Source organism: Pedobacter sp., assembly GCF_965227205.1.
Taxonomy (GTDB): Bacteria; Bacteroidota; Bacteroidia; order Sphingobacteriales; family Sphingobacteriaceae; genus Pedobacter.
Genome location: NZ_OZ245727.1, coordinates 1048335 through 1068555, shown reverse-complemented (window position 1 = coordinate 1068555; position 20221 = coordinate 1048335). Strand labels below are relative to the sequence as shown.

The window sequence follows — 20221 nt, the reverse complement described above, 5'->3', positions numbered from 1 at the left end:
GGCGATCCGATGGCCGGGAAGACAAGGTCCCAATCTTTGTTTTTTTAATATCCTGAGATGAGAATAAAGTACTTTCCCGCTATTCATGCTAGGTGGCGCTCTGAAAGGAGCGTGAATGATTCCGGATTTAAAAATTTCCTTTTTCAGCCCGTAATACTTCAAAATTAGGACATTTTATTTCATTTTTTGAAGTTAAAACTCAGGGCTTATCTTTTAATATTTCTCTGAGGAAATTGCAATCCGTTTATGTGGCGGCATCGTGTCGGGAAGGTAATCTACTGTCTTCCAGCAGACTTGTACATACGACACTCCATCCAATATTTCATCTTGCAACAAACAATTCCCCTGCTGTGCCAACCCAAATAAACAAACCTAATACTTTAATAACCTGATCATTATCATTAACATTGCGTGGTGACATTACAATGTCAGCGCAGCCAACAGATCTTAAATAGGAAAATTTAATATGAAAAATACTGGTACGATAAAATACTACCTGGCAGCAATTGTGGCGTTTTCGATATGGGGAACTTTCAGTTTGGTTTTAAGACCGCTAACAGCTTACTCTTCACTCGACATTTTGTTTTACAGGGTTTTTAGTTGCGCGGTAATCATGACTGTGATATCTGTTTTATTCAGAAGGCAGGAGCTAAACAAAAGTTTTGTCTTACTAAAATCTCTGTCTGGAGTATTGCAAAGAAAAATCATCGTTCTAAATATTGGAGCGGCCATTTTTCTGACAATAAACTGGTTCTCGTTTATATATGTGATGAATCATATCAACGTACGCGCTACATCGGTTGCATACCTCATCTGTCCTGTGATAACGACAATACTGGCATTTTTTCTTCTCCGTGAAAGATTGAATTCAGCGCAGTGGTTAGCGGTACTTTTGAGTTTCGCGGGATGCATATTGTTATCATACTCGAACATAACAAATATGTTCTATAGTGGGATAATCGGATTTAGCTATGCTTGTTATCTGATAAGTCAGAATAAAAACGCCGGATTTGATAAGTTTACAACGCTAAACGTTCATATCCTGTTATCAGCGATCTTTTTATTGCCCTTTTATCCATTCCACTCCGGACCCATTCCAACGCAGGCACACTTTTACGTATTCGTGGAAATGATAGCCATCGTCTACACTATTCTGGCGCTATATTTAAATCTTTACGCACTGGAAGGGATCAGTTCATCAAAAGTTGGAATGCTACTAAACATTAATCCTGTTATCGCCTTCATTCTGTCGATTTGGGTATATCATGAGTCTTTGGCAGCAATACCAATTTTAGCATATAGCATGATCTTTTTGGCAGTGATTGTTTTCAATAGTGAAGGGCTGCTTGCGATCATCAGAAATAAATTTCTGTAAGCAATCACGTTTTTTTCTTTTTCCAACAATTTCGGGGATTACTCTTCCACGCATCAATGCGCCCGCGACATTAGCTGGGCAGCTAAAACGAAACGTACGCACTCATCTTCCGCAGCATATTTAAACTCTGGGAAATTCTGAAATATCCTGTAATGGCATCACAGGCGCAAAAACGTTCCTTCGACCTCATTTAAGGATCAGCTTGCAGCAGTGCAACTGTTAATATTTGTATAATTCTAAAATCAGTCTCCGCGGCTTGCTAAATAATTCAGAGGCTACAACCGGAAAAAGCAACGTACTTCAAGCGGAGTGACTACTGTTCATCACCTAATAAAAAGTATGCGGATATTGAAATACCCTTTTTATATAAAACACGAGTGCCAGCACACATAGCAGCCGCAGATAAATGAACTTAAACTTTGAAAGTATGCAATTTTGCCATATGGTAAGAAAACACATCGGACAAAACCGAACGCAATCAGCTTCCGTAAGTGCCCTTTTTATATCAAACAAGTGAGAAAAGGAAAAATTATAAATATAACCCTCTCAGAGGGACGGGGAATTATATTGGATGAAAACGATCAGGAAATTGCCTTCTGTCTGAAAACACTAGACAAAAGCTTAGGTTTAGGGGATGGCGTACAGTTCGAAATTCAGAAGACAGATCATGGACTGACTGCTGTAAACATCACTGCTTTTTGCCAGCCTGAAAGAACAGCTAACCCGTCAGCACCCTATCAACGAACCTTTTAAGTGATATTAGACACCTATCAATGCTTTACACGACTTGCCGGTTTTGCATCTTTAAGGATGATCTCCAGCCAATCTGTTATTTAAAAATTACAATATCATTTAAGGAGTAAAATGCATTTAAATAGATGTGAAAGGATGGTTTTTTGAAAAAACCATGCCGCTCAACAGTAAAATTTTCACGGTGAATTCTCTTAGCCACAATTTAGTGGTCGGCAAGTGCGCTCCAGGATGTAAAAACAAGCTCTTGCCAAGTAGATTCCCCTTAATCCAATTTAGGGATATTGTTTTCAGCTAACCCATTCCATCTTAGAGAGTGTGTCATTATCTGAAGACTATTGGAGCACACCCCTAACTCTACAGATCATCGCCCCTGCGCAGCTATATTCAAAGACCCGCTCTAGATGATAAGCGGAATTCCGTCTTGTCATATGGCAAGAAAAGATATCCATTAAAACAGAAAACGTTTACAGGACGTTTATATTTTTTTTTACAGCATAGAAATGAGAGCAGTAAAACCTATCAATAAAAACTTTTCTGAAGACCGCCAATTCTTTGATGAGCGCAGCAATTCAAAGATTGCACCTAGCCCGGAACACTCGATCGAAGTTTAAACATTAGAAATAGTTCATCATTCAAAATTTAAACCAGAATATATTTTGACAGCATTAAAAACCAAACCCTAATCCCCTGGAATATTCATAATTAAAAATAACCGCAATCTTTTATACTCTATCTATATCATGGAAGAACCAGCAAAATCACCCGACCTTTCTGACGCAGAGCGAAAAGCACTGGAAGAGCTTATGCCCGATGAAATCAATGAAATCATCAGTTCAGGCATTAAACGCCGTCATTTTTTAAAACTTTTTGCTGTCACGGGCGCCAGCGTAATTGCGACGCATTTACTGGGTATAGAACAGTTGATGGCACGAAGTGCTCCGATAGAGGATCTGAAGCCTTTTTCTATTGAAAATGGGAGAAATATATCTTTTTCCGTTAATGGCACCAAGCAGAAACTTATGGTTGATTCCCGAATGACATTACTTGATATGTTGCGTGAACGCCTGAATCTCACGGGATCAAAGAAAGGCTGCGATCACGGTCAGTGTGGGGCCTGTACGCTGATCATAGATGGTAAGCGGGTTCTTTCCTGCCTCACACTGGCTGCAGCCTGCGAGGATAAAAAAGTAACTACCATAGAGGGATTGTCCACTGGAAATGAGCTACACCCTATGCAGGTCTCCTTTATCAAGCATGATGGGTTCCAGTGCGGTTATTGTACTCCGGGGCAAATCTGCTCTGCAGTTGCGCTAATGGATGAAGCTGAAAATGGCGATGCCAGCTACGTCACCGTTAACATTCGTAAAAAAAGCAAATCGGTAAAGTTGAACGATCAGGAGATTAGGGAACGCATGTCAGGCAACCTTTGCCGTTGCGGTGCCTATCCGAATATTGTGGATGCGATCCGTGAAGTTCACGGAGATGAGGCAGTATCACAGGTCTGGCAATTTGCAGATGGAACAGACTAAAAAACTCTTTATCATTTAATGAACTGACATTATGAGACCATTCAAATTTAATAATGCATTAAATTCTGTAGGAGCAATCAGCGTTGTGTCTGCGGATTTGACTGCAAGATATCTAGGGGGCGGAACGAATCTCATCGATCTGATGAAAGAGGATGTGATGCAACCCAGTGAGTTGGTAGACATTACCAGATTAACAAACTTTTCAGAGATCAAAAAATTGGGTAAAGGAATGTCCATTGGCGCTATGGCCACGAATGCTGATACCGCCAATGATGAACGTATCCGTGAAAATTACCCATTGCTGTCCATGGCGATACTTGCCGGTGCAAGTGCGCAGATTAGAAATATGGCGACCAATGGTGGAAATTTGCTCCAGCGTACGCGTTGCAGTTATTTTTATGACGTAAGCACGCCATGTAACAAACGAAAGCCGGGTAGCGGTTGCAGCGCTTTCCAAGGGATGAATAAAGGTCACGCCATTTTCGGATGGTCAGAAAAATGTGTGGCAACTCATCCCTCGGATATGGCAATAGCATTGGCCGCACTTGATGCCGTCGTACAGGTTGTAGGTCCAGGCAACGCACAACGAAATATACCATTTGCAGACTTTCATCGCCTGCCCGGCGAACAGCCTGAAATTGATAATAATTTAAAGCACGGCGAGCTGATCACATCAATTCACCTACCGGCAGACCAACTTGCCGAAAAATCGTACTATTTGAAGATTCGAGAACGTTCCTCCTATGCTTTCGCGCTTGTTTCTGTCGCAGCGGCACTGGAGACCAATGGCGACAGCATCACAGATGTGAGGATCGCTTTAGGAGGAGTTGCACACAAGCCCTGGCGCGCAAGAACGGCAGAACAATGGCTCATCGGGAAACGTCCAACTGAAGCTAATTTTATAGCCGCAGCAACAGCTGAGCTTAAGAACGCAAAACCTTTACAACACAATCAATACAAGATCGGCCTGGCCGGCAAAGCTATTTCCAGAGCCCTGGAAGGCGCAATGCAGGGCGGGTCTTATGGAACCATGGAGGCCAACAAATAAAACCAAGATTATGAGTGAAACGGGTAAACCGATAAGCCGCATCGACGGCCGGATGAAAGTGAGCGGAAAAGCAACCTATTCAGCTGAATTCAATCAGCCAAACATGGCCTATGCCTATCCCATTCGTTCAACAATTGCAAAGGGTAAAATTTTATCAATTGACGACACTGCTGCAAGAAAAGAACCGGGTGTTCTGGAAGTGATCAGCCATACAAATGCAATGAGGTTAATGCCAATTGATAAGCAGGCACTGGAGAAAGCAAATGCGGGAATGGTTTGCGAGTTCCTTCCTCCATTTCAGAGCAATATTGTCCATTACTGGGGCCAGTTCATAGCGGTCATTATCGCTGAAACTTATGAACAGGCCCGAACGGCAGCCAATAGGCTGAAAGTGGTTTATGCCACTGAAAAGGGTGCAATTGATCTTAAAACGGAGCTTCCAAATGCTAAAAAACCCAAAATGCTCAATAAACATGATGTCCAGATCAATGTGGGAATGGCCGAGGGACCGCTAAACTCATCCCCTCAAAGAATTGATCAGGTTTACACGACCCCCGCTGAGCATCATCACCCTATGGAGCCCCACGCAACTATTGCCATATGGGAGGGATCAGATAAGCTGACGCTATATGATGCCACCCAGGGCGTTGAAGTGACCAGGGACATTACTGTTTATTTTCTTGGACTTAAAAGGGAAAACGTTCGTGTCATTTCGCATTTTGTCGGGGGAGCGTTTGGGAGCAAGGGATTGTGGCTTTATCCAATAATTGCAGCCATGGCAGCAAAAGCCCTGAGTCGCCCTGTCAAGCTGGTGCTTACCCGTCAAATGATGCAGACCAATGTTGGCCACCGTGGGGAAACCATCCAGCGCCTGGCGCTCGGATCAGATTCGGTCGGGAATTTAAATGTGATCCGCCATCATACCGATACATATGGGAATCTTTCTGATTTCTTTGAACCCAGTGGAAAACAGTCCCTGATTCTGTATAAAGCCCCGGTTCGTGAGACAACATACAATGTGGCCATACTGAACCGCGGAACTCCTTTTTCGATGCGCGCTCCTGGAGAGACCCCAGGTACTTTCGCCCTGGAAAGTGCTATGGATGAGCTTGCATATCAACTGAAAATTGACCCTGTGGAATTCCGTATCAAAAACCATGTTTCCAAAGACCCGATGAAAGGGATCGGGTTCTCCAGCAACTATCTCTTGGAGTGTTATCGCATTGGCGCCGAACGGTTCGGGTGGTCATCCCGTAGCATGGAGCCCAGGCAGCGGCGCCAGGGAAAATATCTTGTCGGTTATGGGATGGCCACGGCAACTTATCCCGCCGGCCGTAATGCGGCTTCAGCGAAAGTCCTGATGAATTCAGCCGGAAAGGTGACGGTTATGACTGCTTCCATTGATATAGGGACCGGAACTTATACTGTATTGGCACAGACGGTTGCTGATGGCCTTGGAATACCTGTGAAAAGTATTGAAGTCAAAATTGGGGATTCCAGCCTGCCGGCGTCACCTTTTGCAGGCGGTTCACAGTCAACTGCGAGTATCCATCCCGCTGTGTTCGACGCTTGCGTGATGTTGAGAAAAGAACTCGCTTCAATGGCAATTAACGACCCCTTATCTAAATTGAACGGATACAGGCCAGAAGATATTGATTACGCTGACGGCAAATTATTTGTGAGGGGAAACGCACAGAAAAGCGATACCTATCTGGATATATTGAAGCGGGCAAATCGAACTGAGATAGAGAGCTGTGCAACCTCCCTACCCGTCTCTGGCAATGGCTTTACGGTACCATCACCCTGGTGCGTGACCAGCAATACTCCTCGCGAGGAAAACAGTGACGTTCAAGAACATTCCTTTCATTCCTTTGGCGCCCAGTTTGCTGAAGTCTGGGTTGATGAAGATTTCGGAACCATCAGGGTCAAACGTTTTACCAGCGTTCAGGATGTGGGGCGTGTGATGAACGAAAAAACAGCACGTTCCCAAATTATAGGGGGCGTGATTTTCGGAATCGGCGCAGCACTGATGGAAGCAACCGAATATGATAAACACCTGGGAAGTGCGGTAACGCGAACATTAGCTGACTATCATATTCCGGTGCATCTTGATGTACCGCCGATAGATGTTTATTTCATTGGCAAACCTGACCCACATATCTCACCCATTGGTGCTCGGGGTGCTGGTGAGATCGGGATAACCGGAGTTGCGGCGGCCATTGCGAATGCAGTCTTTAACGCTACAGGCAAAAGACTGCGAGATCTCCCGTTAACCCCTGAGAAATTTTTTGGTGCATAGTCGGATAATTGGGGCTGTAGCCCCTCTGAATTGCCTGCTACAAAAAAAACAGAATTATTTTCATCTTGTCCAGAATACCTTCAGGCTAACCGGGCATCCACTTTTGTTTCATTGATGAATTTTGGTTTTTTTTCATAAAGTCTCCGGTAATCCAAGCATCTATTGTTGATGTTGGATGGATCGGAACACGACAGAACTTATTTTAGATATTAAATGATATGGCAAAATCTACAGAATCATTGGCGGAATTTTACAGGCATAAATTTGACAAGGACAGCGAAAGCATGAATGACCACAATGGCAGCTTCGATGTTTTCCGCATTGAAGAGATTTTTCAGAAAAAAGATTCCCGGCCTAACTATATACGCAGGGATTTTTATAAAATCATGTTGTATCAGGGAGAAAATACTTTTCACTATGGCAACAAAAGTATCCCGATCACCGGCAATACCCTGGTGTTTTTCAATCCCAATGTACCTTATGCATCAGATCCTCTGGGCGGAGATGACAAGGGCTATTTCTGCATATTCAGGGATGAATTTTTTAAAATAAACCTCCGACTCCGTTTAAATGAATTGCCGCTCTTCAGCTCAGCAGCACAGCCTGTTTTTTCTTTAAGCGATCAAGAGTTTCTGGAGGCTAAAACAACATTCGAAAAAATCATAACAGAGAACAATTCCCTGTATAACTACAGGTATGAACTGATCAGAAATTACGTAAGCGAACTGATATACAACGCGATGAAACTTCAGCCTTCAAAAGATGTCCTTAAACATTCCGATGCCTGCTCACGGATCACTAATGTATTTTCAGACTTGCTTGAGCGTCAGTTTCCAATAGAATCGATTTCTCAGCGCTTTGAGCTCCGTTCGCCAAAAGCCATAGCAGAAAAACTTTGCATCCACGTCAATCACTTGAACCGTTCAATCAAAAAAACCACCGGAAGGACAACATCCAGTCAGATTACCGAGCGGCTGATCGGTGAGGCAAAAGGCTTATTAATCCATACTGACTGGAACATCGCTGAGATAAGCTATGTGCTCGGTTTTGAAGACCAAGCACATTTTAATAGATTTTTTAAAAAAAACACTTCCGAAAGTCCTACATCCTTCCGTCAGGTTTGATTTTCGCAAATATTGGTTTGAAAATCACAAGTCTGAATTCTGGTTAAGCCATAGTTTTGTATCAATGATCCCCCAGGTCACATTGGACTGGCAAAAAAAAGAGCGCTCTTGTCCGGAGGTGATAGGCTAACAAAATAAATTTCAAGAATATTAAATCACTAGTGAAACATACCATGAGAAGAAACATTGAACAGGAAGAATCAAACAAGAGAAAAGTCGAGCAGGTATTAGCTGACTCGGCTCACGACTTCACTTTATTTTTCGAAACGCTTTTTTCGCACGACGTTGAATGGACCATTGCAGGCCACGGCCCTGTTGCGGGAACCTACCGAGGAATGGAAGATTTGTTTAAAAATGCAGAGTCTGCATTATACCAGCGGCTTGCCCAGCCCTTGGAGGTAAAAACCATTGGTGTCTGGGCAGACGGGGATGAGGTTTTTGCACGGATTGAAAGCAAAAGCGTGGCAATAGACGGAAAGGATTACAAAAATGCCTATATGTATATTATGACCATAAAGGATGAGAAAGTGGTGTCAGGAATTGAATGGCTTGATCTGGATGCCTATTATGATATTGTCGGTCGGATAAACCTTAAAGTTACCTAACATCGCTTTTTAGAGACACAATGCCGATAATCCGTAACCCATCTGGGGTTAAGCCCAAAAGCTGAGGAACGCTTTATTGATCTCTTCCCGAGTCGGTAAAATCTTGAATTTAGTACAGGACTGATCGTTTGATTAATAAAATCAATTAATGGAGATGGGAAAATATCGTATTCCGATTTTCTGTCCGAAACCAAATCTATGATGCATATAAAAGAATTAATCCATGACTGACAGTTCTGTTTTTTCATCTGAAAAATTCCAAGGCATGAATAAATTGAAATCCCAAAATGATCTTGCACTGCACTCGGCTATTCGTGAACGTGACCTGCAAACTTTGCTTGTTTTGCTTCGCTCAGGTATAGAGGTTGATCGCGCTGATCCCGAGGGCCTGACACCACTGATGGTGTCTTCTGGACTGGGCGAATTCCATCTCACACAGCTGCTTCTTACCGCAGGTGCAAACGTACATGCCATTGAGCCCCGAATGGGTGCAACCGCATTACACAAGGCTGTACAATCCGGAAATTCAGACCTTACCGGTCTGCTTCTTGATCATGGAGCCTTCATTGATCAGCAGACACCGATTCTGGGCAACACCCCGTTGATCGATGCCGTATTGTATAAGCATTCCGCGGTGGTCAGGCTTCTCCTGCAACGTGGTGCGCGCCCGACTATCGCCAATCACTGGGGGCAAACTCCAATTGACATTGCCCAGATGGATGGGCTTGCTGAGATCTCAGGTTATCTGGAAGAGAAACGATCAGAAAATGAAAACAAACTTGAAAGTCTCAAACTCGTCGCTGCGGTCAGGTCAGGAGATACCGGAGAGGTTGAGCGCCTCATTTCAGCAGGCTACCCCCTTGACGAACAGGTGCCGATTATCGGTAGCATAGACGATCATTATACCCCCCTCGGGATTGCGGCCAGGGAGGGACATGCTAAGATCGCATCGTCACTGCTTAAAGCGGGTGCAGATCCCCGGCGCATTATTGGACTGATGGGCGGCATGGCAATTCATGATGCAACATATTTTGGCCATACGGCAATTGTTGAGATGCTGACAGAGAAAGATGAAGGGGCAGCGGAACCGGCCGGTATAAATTTGCAGGGTGCATACAACGGATATACTGCGCTCCACGATGCGGTCTGGCACGGGCATTTTGATATTGCACGGGCTTTGATGGAGGCAGGCGCCAAATTAACTGTCAGAGCACATAACGGGCAGACCCCATATGATTTGGCAGTGACTTATGGCTACGATGAGCTTGCATGGTTGCTATTTGAAAAAAACCACCAATCTAAAGTATAAAATGAAATAAATTCTAACGGGCACCTGTCCTCTTATTCCTTGCCGGCGTGACCTAACGATATTCTTATGAACAATTCAGAAAACGAATCTATTTTTCCTCATCCCTTTACCTTCCCTGAATCGGCACTGAACGATTTGGGTGAGCGGCTAAGACAAACGCGTTGGCCTGATCCTGAAACGGTAGGAGACTGGAGCCAGGGCGTACCGCTTTCCGGAATGCAGTCACTGTGTGATTACTGGCTCAACGATTACGACTGGCGAAGATGCGAAGCAAGACTGAACGGATATGACCCCTCAATGACCAGGATCGATGGGGTGAACATTCACTTTCTTCACCTGCGTTCTCCAGAACCCGATGCCGTGCCATTGATACTGACCCATGGCTGGCCCGGCTCGGTGATAGAGTTTCTTAAGGTCGCACCAATGCTGGCCGATCCCAGGGCTCACGGCGGAGATCCGAAAGATGCATTTCACGTTGTGCTTCCTACCATGCCCAACTTTGGTCTGTCCGATAAGCTGACCACCCCAGACTGGTCGCCCGAGCGTGTAGCAAACGCCTGGGTCGAACTGATGCGCAGGCTTGGCTATAAGGGCTTTTTTGCGCAAGGTGGCGATTGGGGCTATGCGATCACTAATGTGTTAGGAGGTATTGGCAGACCTGCGGTTCGTGCAGTTCACTTTAATATGTTTCCGATATTCCCGGACATGGAAGCACGGAATGAGCAGGAGCAGCGGGCGTTGGATCGATTGAAAACCTTTGCCAGTAACGAGAACGGCTATATGACAGAACAGATCCAAAGTCCGCAAACACTAAGTTATGGACTTACGGATTCCCCTGTAGGCCAGGCTGCATGGATTTATGAACTGGTGGTAAAATACACCGACGGCGATGTAGAAGAATTGATCGGTAAGGATGAGATTCTTGACAACATCACGCTTTATTGGCTTACTGCAACGGCGGCCTCGTCTGCCCGTATCTATTGGCAGAGCATGTTAAGCTTTAAAGAGCACAAAATACAGGTTCCGGTCGGTTACAGTCAGTTCCCAAAGGACATCCATCAAAGCAGCAAACGCTGGGTAGAGGAACGATATCCGACACTCGTGCATTACAACGAATTGCAAATGGGCGGGCATTTTGCCGCCTGGGAGCGGCCGGAATTGTTTGTTAAAGAGGTTCGCGACAGTTTCCGCCATTCGAGGAAGTAGTTTTTTAAATCGGTGGGCGACAAACTTCAGGTCCCTCGAGTGATTTGATAATGGGGCAATTAAATTTGTCCCTAGCCCAAAGAAGCCACCATTCACTGTTAAAAGTCTGCAGATTGGTAACCGAAATTATGAGATTGAGAGCGATAAGCCAATATCGTCTGAGGAGAAGGGGCTTTACTTCTACAAATCTGTAATTCGTAAACGAATGACAACTGCGGAGATACCGATATCTCCATATTGGCAACTTCCTGATATTGGCAGATAAAAACTAAATCAAAAGGTAAGCGGAGCAATGTGATTACGGTTACGTTTTTTATAAAAAATAGCTATGTTTGCCATCTAAAGAATATCATTTAAAACTAAAAATCAATCCCACCCCTACGCTAATTAAAGAAGTTTAATGCTTTTATGAAATCACCCTAAATCAATAATGTCAAATCATAAATTTTACAGTTTTTTTTCAACGATATACCTAATTTTCATTTTTGCAACCGAATTATCTGCACAAACCCTTCTTCCTTTGGCAACTAATTTCAAGCCGGCATACAGTAAACAGACAAGAAGCAATGAAGGTCTGCCAGGCAAAAACTACTGGCAGAATTCCGGGGATTATGATATCCTGGTTAAATTTGACCCGACACACCGTATTGTTGAGGGAAAAGTGAACATTAAATACTTCAATAACAGTCCTGATACTTTAAAACAGATCGTATTTAAACTTTATCCAAATCTGTATCAGGCACAGTCCATGCGAAATGTCCATATCTCCCCTGAGGATCTAACGGCAGGTGTTGAAATAAAAAAGATGGAGCTGAATGCCAGTTTGCTGGACAAAAAAAAGTATGCCATCAGGGGAACCAACATGTTTGTCAAATCTCTTCAAGTTTTGCCTGGAGATAGTACCTGTTTTGACATTGAATATCAGTACACCCTGAACAAAGGTTCTTTTATGCGCACGGGACAGGTGGATTCGGGAGCATTCATGATCGCCTATTTTTTCCCTCGTATTGCCGTCTATGATGATATTGATGGCTGGAACGAATACCCATACATCGGGAAGGAAGAATTTTACAATGATTACGGTAATTTCAAAGTTGATATCGAGGTGCCAGAAGCGTATTCTGTATGGGCCACAGGAACATTATTGAATGCTCCGGAGATTTTTCAAAAACCGGTCTTGGAACGCCTTAAGGCAGCGGAAAATAACAGTGAGGTTATTGAGGTCATCTCGAGGGCCGATCTAGACAACAACCTGATTTTTAAGGAGCGCAGATCGCGTATCTGGCATTTCGAAGCTAAAGAAGTGGTTGATTTTGCATTTTCCGTTAGTAACCATTACATCTGGAAGGCAAAGAGTATCATGACTGATCCAAAAACGAGAAAGCGTACAAGAGTTGATGCAGTGTACAATCCGGATCACACCAATTTTGACCCGGTGGTCGGGTATGCCGCAAAGACAGTTGATTTGATCAGTTCCTATCTGCCGGCACTACCATTTCCTTACCCACACATCACCATATTCGAGGGCCTTGATGCCATGGAATACCCCATGATGGTCAACGACCTACCTTTTGAAGGCGATGAGGCGGTGGAACTCACCGCACATGAGGTCTTCCATACCATGTTTCCATTTTATGTGGGAAGCAATGAGACCAAGTATTCTTTCATCGATGAAGGGCTTGCTACATTCAGCGAGTTCACTTTTGGTCCGCTGATCAAAACGGATATGGCTGACCATTATGACCTGAGTGCGATCAACGGTTCCGCAGGCACGGATCATGATGTGCCCGTCATGACCCCTACTCAACAGTTGTATGGAAACGCCAGATTTTCGAATAAAGACCTCAAGCCAGCCCTGGGACTGAGATATGTGCGTGAAATGCTGGGAGAGGAAAAATTCAATGTTGCGCTCCGGTATTACATCTCCCGATGGGCAGGTAAGCATCCCTCACCGTATGATTTTTTCAACTGCATGAATCAAGGATCCGGAGTGAACCTGAACTGGTTCTGGAAAAACTGGTTCTTTGAAAAGAACACACCGGATCTGTCGATATCCAGGATCAATAAAAAAATGATTACAGTGCAGCGTACGGGCGCTGGAATGGTTCCTGTCCATCTGAAAATAACATATGCAGACGGGACGGTTCGGAACATAACCAAAAACATTGGATGCTGGAAATCAGGAATGAGAAATATAGATATTCCCCTGCCGTCGAAACCCGGAATGATAAAGGTGGTACTGGGTGATGGCTTTGATGCCGATACGGATGCATCAAACAACACATGGACAGAAAAGATCAAGTAGCCCTCATTCATTTTCCATCCCTATGAATGTTCAAATACCTTGTAGACTCACAAATCTGTAGACGACAGCGCTTGTGGTTAATATACCACAATAGTTGCCCACTCAGCGTTTTACTGCTTCACAACCCGTTGATACATCAAAGGTCGAAGCTGTAAAAGCCTTTTTAATTTGTCTTTATAACAATAATTTTCAAATGGCGTTTTATCATTTAGGTGATCGGTAAGTACATCGTTTCGCTCGACATTAATTACAATCTTAACATGGAACAAAAGAAAAGACGTATCTTAATTGTTGGTGGCTACGGGCTTGTGGGAAGTAACATTGCCCGGCTGATCAGAGCGCATTATCCATTCATCGAACTGATCCTGGCCGGCAGAAATCCCGAAAACGGGGAGCAGTTGGCTGAAGAGTTGAACAATGCCAAAACTGCCCTGCTTGATCTGGATAAAGGCTTCAATTTGAGCAATTACGCACCTGTTAATCTGATCATCACCGCAATGGAGGATCACAGCAACATTTTGAGGGAAACTGCAATTTCCCATGGCATAGCATGTATCACAGTGAGTGAGGTTGCTGATCAGATTGCTCCAACAGCATTTTTGAGTTTACATCAAAAAATTACAGCTCCTGTTGTTTTTGCAGGGCATTGGCAGGCAGGAATATTAACACTGGTCACAAAACAACTTGCAGCGAGATTTAAAGATATTGCCCGGGTAACAACTGCAGGAATCTACGATGAGCGGGATCCCATCGGACCACTACTGGAAAGCCAGGTAGATAATTTTGTGGACAAAGCACTGATGCGGCAAGCTGACAATTGGATGTTTGTGAAGGCAAAAGATAACGGAAGAGCAATAGAACTTTTTGATCGAACACTTGTAACAGGTTATCCCATGAGTACGCTCGATGTCCCAAGCATTGCTGCATTTACGAACGCCCCGAATATTCGTTTTGATTTTGCCACAGGCAAATCGGTCGGAACCGCGAAAGGCATGGAAGCCTCACATGATCTGTACATTGAAATAGAAGGCGTTTTATTGTCAGGAGAAGATAAAAAACTCCGTACACTGGTGTCCGGTCCAAAAGGAAACGCCCATCTCACAGGCGTTGGTGTATTTTTAATCGCAGAGGCAATACTGGGTGCTGGAGGTCAATCAGCACCGTTAAACGGCGGGCTGTACCTGCCCGAGACCATTATAAAAACTGAGAACATCATCAAACGCTTAACTGAATTTGGAATCCATATCAATGAAGATATCGGTTAGCCTTATTGTAAAAGAAGAACATTCAGCGCTGATACCGGCAGAACTTGATCGCTTTTATATTTTTACCACCACTTGCTAAATGTTTTTGAAAAAGGCAAACAGTCATCGGTGGATCATAAACAGAAGGAACTGATCAGATGATTTGTTCGGTATCCTTTTTTAATTTTAGCTTATTCAACCATATTTTAAAATGCGATAACCAAATCGCGAATTGCCAGCCAAATTATGTCAGACTATATAAATCAGAATGCAGACTATTGGATCAAGAAGTTGGACCTTCAGCCCCACCCTGAGGGGGGATACTATAAGGAGATATTCAGATCCGGAAACGAAATTTATCGGGAAAGTGAGAGCAGAAAGGCTTGCACCTCAATTTATTATCTGATTTCGGACAATGATTTTTCTGCTTTTCATCGTCTGAAGTCAGATGAATTATGGTATTTCCATAAAGGCGAGCCCATTTTTATACATGTGATCAACCCCAAGGGTATTTATCAGTGCATTGAGCTCAGTGACTCAGATAGCGGAAGCTTGCAGGCCATTATACCACCTGATAGCTGGTTTGCTGCTGAAATTCCGGGGGGAGCCGGATTTGCGCTGACCAGCTGCGCTGTAGCCCCTGGCTTTGAGTTTTCGGAATTTGAAATGGGAGATAAGCAGTTACTGATCAATGAGTTCCCTGAACACCGGGAACTGCTCATGAAACTATGCAGATCGTTGTAATCAGGGAGCTTGCAATAAATTTTAGGTTACCAATTCAAACCCCATATCCATCATGATCAAAGGTATAGGATGAAGCTTGAATAAGCACGCCTTCAACGCTGCAGCTGCCGGTGCTTCCTCATAAAAACTTGCCCTTAGGATAAGTTTTTAGAAGTATGGCCTTTTGAAACAAACAAAACGACCAGGGAAATGATTTATCTAGTACCTTGGAAGAAGACGACATGAGCCATTCAAAAAGACCTCAACAGCCCATTGAAAACTACGGTATTATTGGTAACCTGCAGACGACTGCTCTGGTATCAAAAGAAGGTTCGATCGATTTTATGTGCGCTCCGGACTTTGATTCGCCAACGCTGTTTGCATCATTGCTGGATTCAGAAAATGGCGGCTATTTCGCTGTCATACCTGAGCTGGAGGACTATCAGACCAAACAGCTCTATTTACCGGGAACGGCAATACTATTGACCAGATACTTTGCAGAATCGGGAATTGCCGAACTCACGGATTATATGCCGATATCAACAGTGGCTACCGACGGCGCTGTTGTCCGAAAAATTAAAACCATCCGAGGGACAATCCGCTTTGCTGTGACTTGCGAACCACGATTCGGTTACATGAAGGAACAGCACAGCTCAAGCAAAACAGATAACGAAATCAGCTTTATCTGCAGCAGTCTTTCCCAAAACCTTAAACTGATTGCGGATGTGCCGCTTCGGATCAAGGATCTTGCCGGATGTGCAGACTTTACGCTTGACGAGGGTCAATCTGCAACAATCGTTCTCAAACTATCGGATCATGAACCGAGTTGTGATCTCGAATGGTACAAGGCGAACGCATACCATCAAACGACATCCTACTGGAGGAATTGGGTAAACACGACCACATACGATGGACGTTACGGGGAACTGATTACCCGCTCTGCGATCACCCTGAAATTGTTAACCTCCATAAAATATGGCTCGGTGGTTGCTGCAGCGACTTTTGGGTTACCAGAAACCTTGGGCGGGGACCGAAACTGGGATTACCGGTTTACCTGGATCAGGGATGCTGCCTTCACGATGTATGCTTTCTTGACACTAGGCTATACGCAGGAGGCTGAGAACTTCATGGGTTGGCTACACGGTCTGTGTAAAGAAATAGATCTTCAGCTCGTGTACCGTATAGACGGCAGTCCTGAGGTTAAAGAAGAAGTGGCACCACAATTCGAAGGCTATCAGCAGTCTAAACCCGTAAGAATAGGAAATGCTGCGGCGGAACAGTTTCAGCTTGACATCTATGGTGAACTGATTGATACGATATACATTTATAACAAGTCCTGTCGGCCAATTACTTTTGAATTTTGGACTTTAATAGAAAAGCAGGTTCTGACTGTTATAAGTAACTGGGACAGACCCGACCATGGGATTTGGGAAATCCGCAATGAGAAAAGATCTTTTTTGCACAGCAGATTGATGTGCTGGGTTGCGATGGACAGGGCAATCAAAATAGCCGAACATCGTTCATTCCCCTTTCCCAAGGCGGAATGGCATCAGGTCAGGAGTGATATTTACCAGGATATCTATCACAATTTCTGGAACGAAGATCTGAAGGCCTGGGTACAATATAAAGGCGGAGCACAGATCGATGCCAGTGTTTTGCTTATGCCACTCACCCATTTTATTGCTCCACTGGAACCACGATGGTTAAGTACCATGGAGGCCGTCAAAAAAAATCTTTTGCAGGATGTACTTGTTTACCGATATCGTAACACCGAGCATAAGTTTGACGGACTGGAGGGCGAAGAAGGTACATTCAACATGTGTTCGTTCTGGTATATCGAAGCATTGGCAAAAAGCGGCGAAGTTGAACTCGCAAACGAGCATTTTGAGAAAATGATCGGCTATGCCAATCACCTTACTTTATTTTCGGAGGAGCTGGGTAAGCGGGGCGAACACCTGGGCAATTTTCCCCAGGCATTTACCCATCTTGCCCTGATCAGTGCGGCTGTTGAGCTCAATAAGCAAATAGGCAGACAAAAACGGTAAGTGGTGATGCTTGGTTTTCAAAGATGGATGTTTTTTAATAAAAACTAAGTTGATAGAATTGAATAACATTTAGAAAGAAATCCCATTTACCCACATTTCCTTCACCTCCTGTTCATCCTTTGGTAATAATTTATCTAACGTCTGCACAGCCTCTGCCTGTATTTTTTCGATAAGCGGCCGCAAACCTGTGTTATATGAATGAAACGCTGAATGATAATCCTCTTGAAACATGATAAACGCATCAGCTAAAGCAGTCGCTCCAATAATCGCCAACGATCCGCCCATTCCTGCTGCTGGAGAGGCACAATAACCTGCGTCGCCAACTAAAGCGACTCTGCCTTTTGTCCAGGATTGCATTTTTATCTGACAGAATTTATCAAAATAAAATGATGCAGAATTCAACAATTCATTTCGAAGCTCGGCAGTTCGCCAGCCCATGCCTTTCATTTGAAGGGATACAATTTCTTTTGATTGATCTTGCTTACGAAAATCATAGCTAATTTCGTTTTTGGTCCTGAAAGTAAAAATTACATCCGTCTTGTTGTTATGGGCATAAAGAGCTGCCCCTTTATCAGGCTCCGAGTACATTTGATAGGTGCCGTTATCAACCAGCAGTTTATCCACAACAGCTATCGAAAAATATTGCCCCATGAAATGAGCAAATTCAGATTCCTGTCCAAACCAGATTTTCCGAACTGATGAATGTATTCCATCGCATCCAAAAACAAAAGCGTAATCATCCTTAGTACCGTCCTTAAAAAACACTTCAATATAATCCTGAGTTTCATTGAGTGCAATAATGCTTGTATTAAACTTCAGTGCTGCATTGGTTTTTATCTGCGCATAGATCATATTGAGCAAAGAATCTCTTTCTATTTCAAATTCATCATCGGACAATTCTTCCCCTGGCTGCCTTAATACTAAGCTGAAGCCTGTTTGATCATTTGAATTTTTAAACTCCCATTTTTCTGGCCCGATCCTCATTTTTTTGATCTCTTCGAAAAGGCCCATTCGTTTTACGATCTCCACTGTCATGCCTTTGATATCAACCGGTGTGCCTCCTTTTTTAAGTTCAGGGCCAATCTCCACGACTGTAACGTGGTAACCTATTTTATTCATCCAATAGGCCATGGTAAGACCAGCAAAACTCGCTCCTGATATCAGCACTTTTTTATTTGATTCCATTTTTTTTTGATTAACGATGAGGAGCAAAGTTCATTTTCTTCAGACTTTGAAAAAATGACAAATCAACGCAAGTATTGGATTAATCGTGGTTTCTGTTCCTGAACGTTATCGCAGAAATCCCGGTTACCTTGGAGAACAGTCTCGAAAAATAAGGATAATCAGCATATCCAAGGGCAAAGGCAATTTCCTTTACCGACTTATCGGTATGGTAAAGTAATCTTTTGGCTTCTAAAATAATTCTCTCTTGAATCAGGTAAGAAACGGAATAACCTGTACTACTCTTTATGCAGTCGTTTAGATATGGTGTAGAAATATGCAGTAGCGAGGCATATTGATTAGGCCGTTTTAGGTTGATGTAATTTCTTTCTAGCAGCTTTCTGAAAGCTTTGGTCACTTTTTCAAATCGTGAAAAAGTCTCATCGGGCCTGGCTACATTTAGAAACTGCGACAGTAGGTAAGCAATCAAGGTATTACAGCTGTCCCGTAATAATGGGTAAAATAGTTTATTGTTTCTTTCCCTGTAGAAATTCAAACAAAGAGCAAAGCTGCTCGAAATAACCGAGAAAGCTTGTTTTTCCAATATAAATGGAACTGTAGTATTGAGTTCCTCAAGTATATTGAGGTATTCCGTATTTAGGTTTTCACTATTTATGGACAAAGAGCTGACAATGATATCATCAATATGCAATACTCTATGTACCTGATCCGGATGAAGATACACAACTGCCGGAGCTGAAACCTTATAGGTTTTGAAATCAATTTCAATTACAACTTTACCTTTTTCCAAGATATGGAAAGTATAGCCCTCATCCCGATGCGCCTGGGAGGCATCTTGAGCTTGTTGTATAGTTGCAAAATAAGACTCTTTAATATTGTTTCTATCAATGGAAATACCAAGATTAAGCATATCCCCCATTGTATTGACTGGTATCTTATTTTTGTTTTTCCGCATATGATATCATAACACAAGTCTAGTACAAAAGTACTTTAAAATCGCTACCGAGCAAACCTGAGGTTTAAAGCACTTTTTCAAAAGGTCTTACTTACCGGACCAATTGGCAAATAAAAATTGATGGTAAAAGCTTTTGAAACTACTACGAACCCTACTCCAACACAACAGACTCAAGGTATCAAGATGTTTGCAATCCTTTGACTGATTAATAGTTACAGAAGGTCAAAATTCAGCCTTCTATTGGGTAAACCAATTTGGTAAGCTCCTTTCCGCCAAATCACTAATAAACTGACAATTAATGCTTTTAAACAAAGTTTGTTTCTGATGGAGGGGGATCAGTACATACTGGTTTATGCAGGTTGCCGTATGGGTGTAGCGGTAAATAAAAGTGTCACGTAACTTCCTTTTTGCTTTTTCAATATAGTCACAGTACTGGGGGCACCAGTCATTGAAAGATAAAGTTGCAATGTGCAACTTTATCAATTAAGTCTATTTATTTTGGCAAACCGATGGAAAAGG

At 43.3% G+C, this 20221-nt stretch carries 15 protein-coding genes; 13 read left to right on the top strand and 2 right to left on the bottom strand.

Annotated elements, in window-relative coordinates; all coding sequences use genetic code 11:
- Positions 1-466: 466 nt before the first annotated feature.
- From ACO05K_RS04570 to ACO05K_RS04510, 13 genes are all read left to right on the top strand, one after another.
- Entirely contained in the window at positions 467-1375 is a 909-nt protein-coding gene (locus tag ACO05K_RS04570) for an EamA family transporter (protein WP_124913778.1), read from the top strand.
- A 513-nt stretch (positions 1376-1888) separates the two neighbouring features.
- Entirely contained in the window at positions 1889-2128 is a 240-nt protein-coding gene (locus ACO05K_RS04565; protein WP_421943279.1) for a hypothetical protein, read from the top strand.
- A 923-nt stretch (positions 2129-3051) separates the two neighbouring features.
- Positions 3052-3657: a 2Fe-2S iron-sulfur cluster-binding protein gene (locus ACO05K_RS04560; RefSeq protein WP_421946277.1), complete on the top strand. Its 606-nt coding sequence runs from the start codon at positions 3052-3054 to the stop codon at positions 3655-3657.
- A 31-nt stretch (positions 3658-3688) separates the two neighbouring features.
- Positions 3689-4705 (top strand): FAD binding domain-containing protein, encoded by a 1017-nt coding sequence (locus ACO05K_RS04555; RefSeq protein ID WP_421943278.1) that lies wholly within the window; start codon positions 3689-3691, stop codon positions 4703-4705.
- Between the two features lie 10 nt (positions 4706-4715).
- Positions 4716-7004, top strand: coding sequence for a xanthine dehydrogenase family protein molybdopterin-binding subunit (locus ACO05K_RS04550; protein WP_421943277.1), 2289 nt, complete (start codon positions 4716-4718; stop codon positions 7002-7004).
- 218 nt (positions 7005-7222) lie between these two features.
- Entirely contained in the window at positions 7223-8128 is a 906-nt protein-coding gene (locus ACO05K_RS04545) for an AraC family transcriptional regulator (protein ID WP_421943276.1), read from the top strand.
- A gap of 173 nt (positions 8129-8301) precedes the next feature.
- The gene (locus tag ACO05K_RS04540; RefSeq protein ID WP_421943275.1) at positions 8302-8733 is read left to right on the top strand and encodes a nuclear transport factor 2 family protein; all 432 of its coding nucleotides are present in this window, start codon (positions 8302-8304) and stop codon (positions 8731-8733) included.
- 223 nt (positions 8734-8956) lie between these two features.
- The gene (locus ACO05K_RS04535) at positions 8957-10042 is read left to right on the top strand and encodes an ankyrin repeat domain-containing protein (RefSeq protein ID WP_421943274.1); all 1086 of its coding nucleotides are present in this window, start codon (positions 8957-8959) and stop codon (positions 10040-10042) included.
- 66 nt (positions 10043-10108) lie between these two features.
- Positions 10109-11248: an epoxide hydrolase family protein gene (locus tag ACO05K_RS04530; RefSeq protein WP_421943273.1), complete on the top strand. Its 1140-nt coding sequence runs from the start codon at positions 10109-10111 to the stop codon at positions 11246-11248.
- A gap of 430 nt (positions 11249-11678) precedes the next feature.
- The gene (locus ACO05K_RS04525; protein WP_421943272.1) at positions 11679-13553 is read left to right on the top strand and encodes a M1 family metallopeptidase; all 1875 of its coding nucleotides are present in this window, start codon (positions 11679-11681) and stop codon (positions 13551-13553) included.
- Between the two features lie 260 nt (positions 13554-13813).
- Positions 13814-14818, top strand: coding sequence for a hypothetical protein (locus ACO05K_RS04520; RefSeq protein ID WP_421943271.1), 1005 nt, complete (start codon positions 13814-13816; stop codon positions 14816-14818).
- A gap of 225 nt (positions 14819-15043) precedes the next feature.
- Positions 15044-15541 (top strand): cupin domain-containing protein, encoded by a 498-nt coding sequence (locus tag ACO05K_RS04515; RefSeq protein WP_421943270.1) that lies wholly within the window; start codon positions 15044-15046, stop codon positions 15539-15541.
- A gap of 206 nt (positions 15542-15747) precedes the next feature.
- The gene (locus ACO05K_RS04510; protein WP_421943269.1) at positions 15748-17565 is read left to right on the top strand and encodes a glycoside hydrolase family 15 protein; all 1818 of its coding nucleotides are present in this window, start codon (positions 15748-15750) and stop codon (positions 17563-17565) included.
- 69 nt (positions 17566-17634) lie between these two features.
- Here ACO05K_RS04510 and ACO05K_RS04505 read toward each other — a convergent pair whose 3' ends face one another.
- Positions 17635-18750 (bottom strand): FAD-dependent monooxygenase, encoded by a 1116-nt coding sequence (locus ACO05K_RS04505; RefSeq protein ID WP_421943268.1) that lies wholly within the window; start codon positions 18748-18750, stop codon positions 17635-17637.
- A gap of 79 nt (positions 18751-18829) precedes the next feature.
- Positions 18830-19657 carry an AraC family transcriptional regulator gene (locus tag ACO05K_RS04500; RefSeq protein WP_421943267.1) on the bottom strand — a complete coding sequence of 276 codons (828 nt, stop codon included), beginning with the start codon at positions 19655-19657 and terminating at the stop codon, positions 18830-18832.
- Between the last annotated feature and the right edge of the window lie 564 nt (positions 19658-20221).

What these genes read in the sequence shown, in the direction of transcription:
- ACO05K_RS04540 (WP_421943275.1), top strand. Translation starts at nt 8,302, where the DNA reads ATGAGAAGAAACATTGAACAGGAAGAATCAAACAAGAGAAAAGTCGAG.
- ACO05K_RS04515 (WP_421943270.1), top strand. Translation starts at nt 15,044, where the DNA reads ATGTCAGACTATATAAATCAGAATGCAGACTATTGGATCAAGAAGTTG.
- ACO05K_RS04570 (WP_124913778.1), top strand. Translation starts at nt 467, where the DNA reads ATGAAAAATACTGGTACGATAAAATACTACCTGGCAGCAATTGTGGCG.
- ACO05K_RS04550 (WP_421943277.1), top strand. Translation starts at nt 4,716, where the DNA reads ATGAGTGAAACGGGTAAACCGATAAGCCGCATCGACGGCCGGATGAAA.
- ACO05K_RS04525 (WP_421943272.1), top strand. Translation starts at nt 11,679, where the DNA reads ATGTCAAATCATAAATTTTACAGTTTTTTTTCAACGATATACCTAATT.
- ACO05K_RS04535 (WP_421943274.1), top strand. Translation starts at nt 8,957, where the DNA reads ATGACTGACAGTTCTGTTTTTTCATCTGAAAAATTCCAAGGCATGAAT.
- ACO05K_RS04545 (WP_421943276.1), top strand. Translation starts at nt 7,223, where the DNA reads ATGGCAAAATCTACAGAATCATTGGCGGAATTTTACAGGCATAAATTT.
- ACO05K_RS04560 (WP_421946277.1), top strand. Translation starts at nt 3,052, where the DNA reads ATGGCACGAAGTGCTCCGATAGAGGATCTGAAGCCTTTTTCTATTGAA.
- ACO05K_RS04500 (WP_421943267.1), bottom strand. Translation starts at nt 19,657, where the DNA reads ATGCTTAATCTTGGTATTTCCATTGATAGAAACAATATTAAAGAGTCT.
- ACO05K_RS04555 (WP_421943278.1), top strand. Translation starts at nt 3,689, where the DNA reads ATGAGACCATTCAAATTTAATAATGCATTAAATTCTGTAGGAGCAATC.
- ACO05K_RS04530 (WP_421943273.1), top strand. Translation starts at nt 10,109, where the DNA reads ATGAACAATTCAGAAAACGAATCTATTTTTCCTCATCCCTTTACCTTC.
- ACO05K_RS04520 (WP_421943271.1), top strand. Translation starts at nt 13,814, where the DNA reads ATGGAACAAAAGAAAAGACGTATCTTAATTGTTGGTGGCTACGGGCTT.
- ACO05K_RS04505 (WP_421943268.1), bottom strand. Translation starts at nt 18,750, where the DNA reads ATGGAATCAAATAAAAAAGTGCTGATATCAGGAGCGAGTTTTGCTGGT.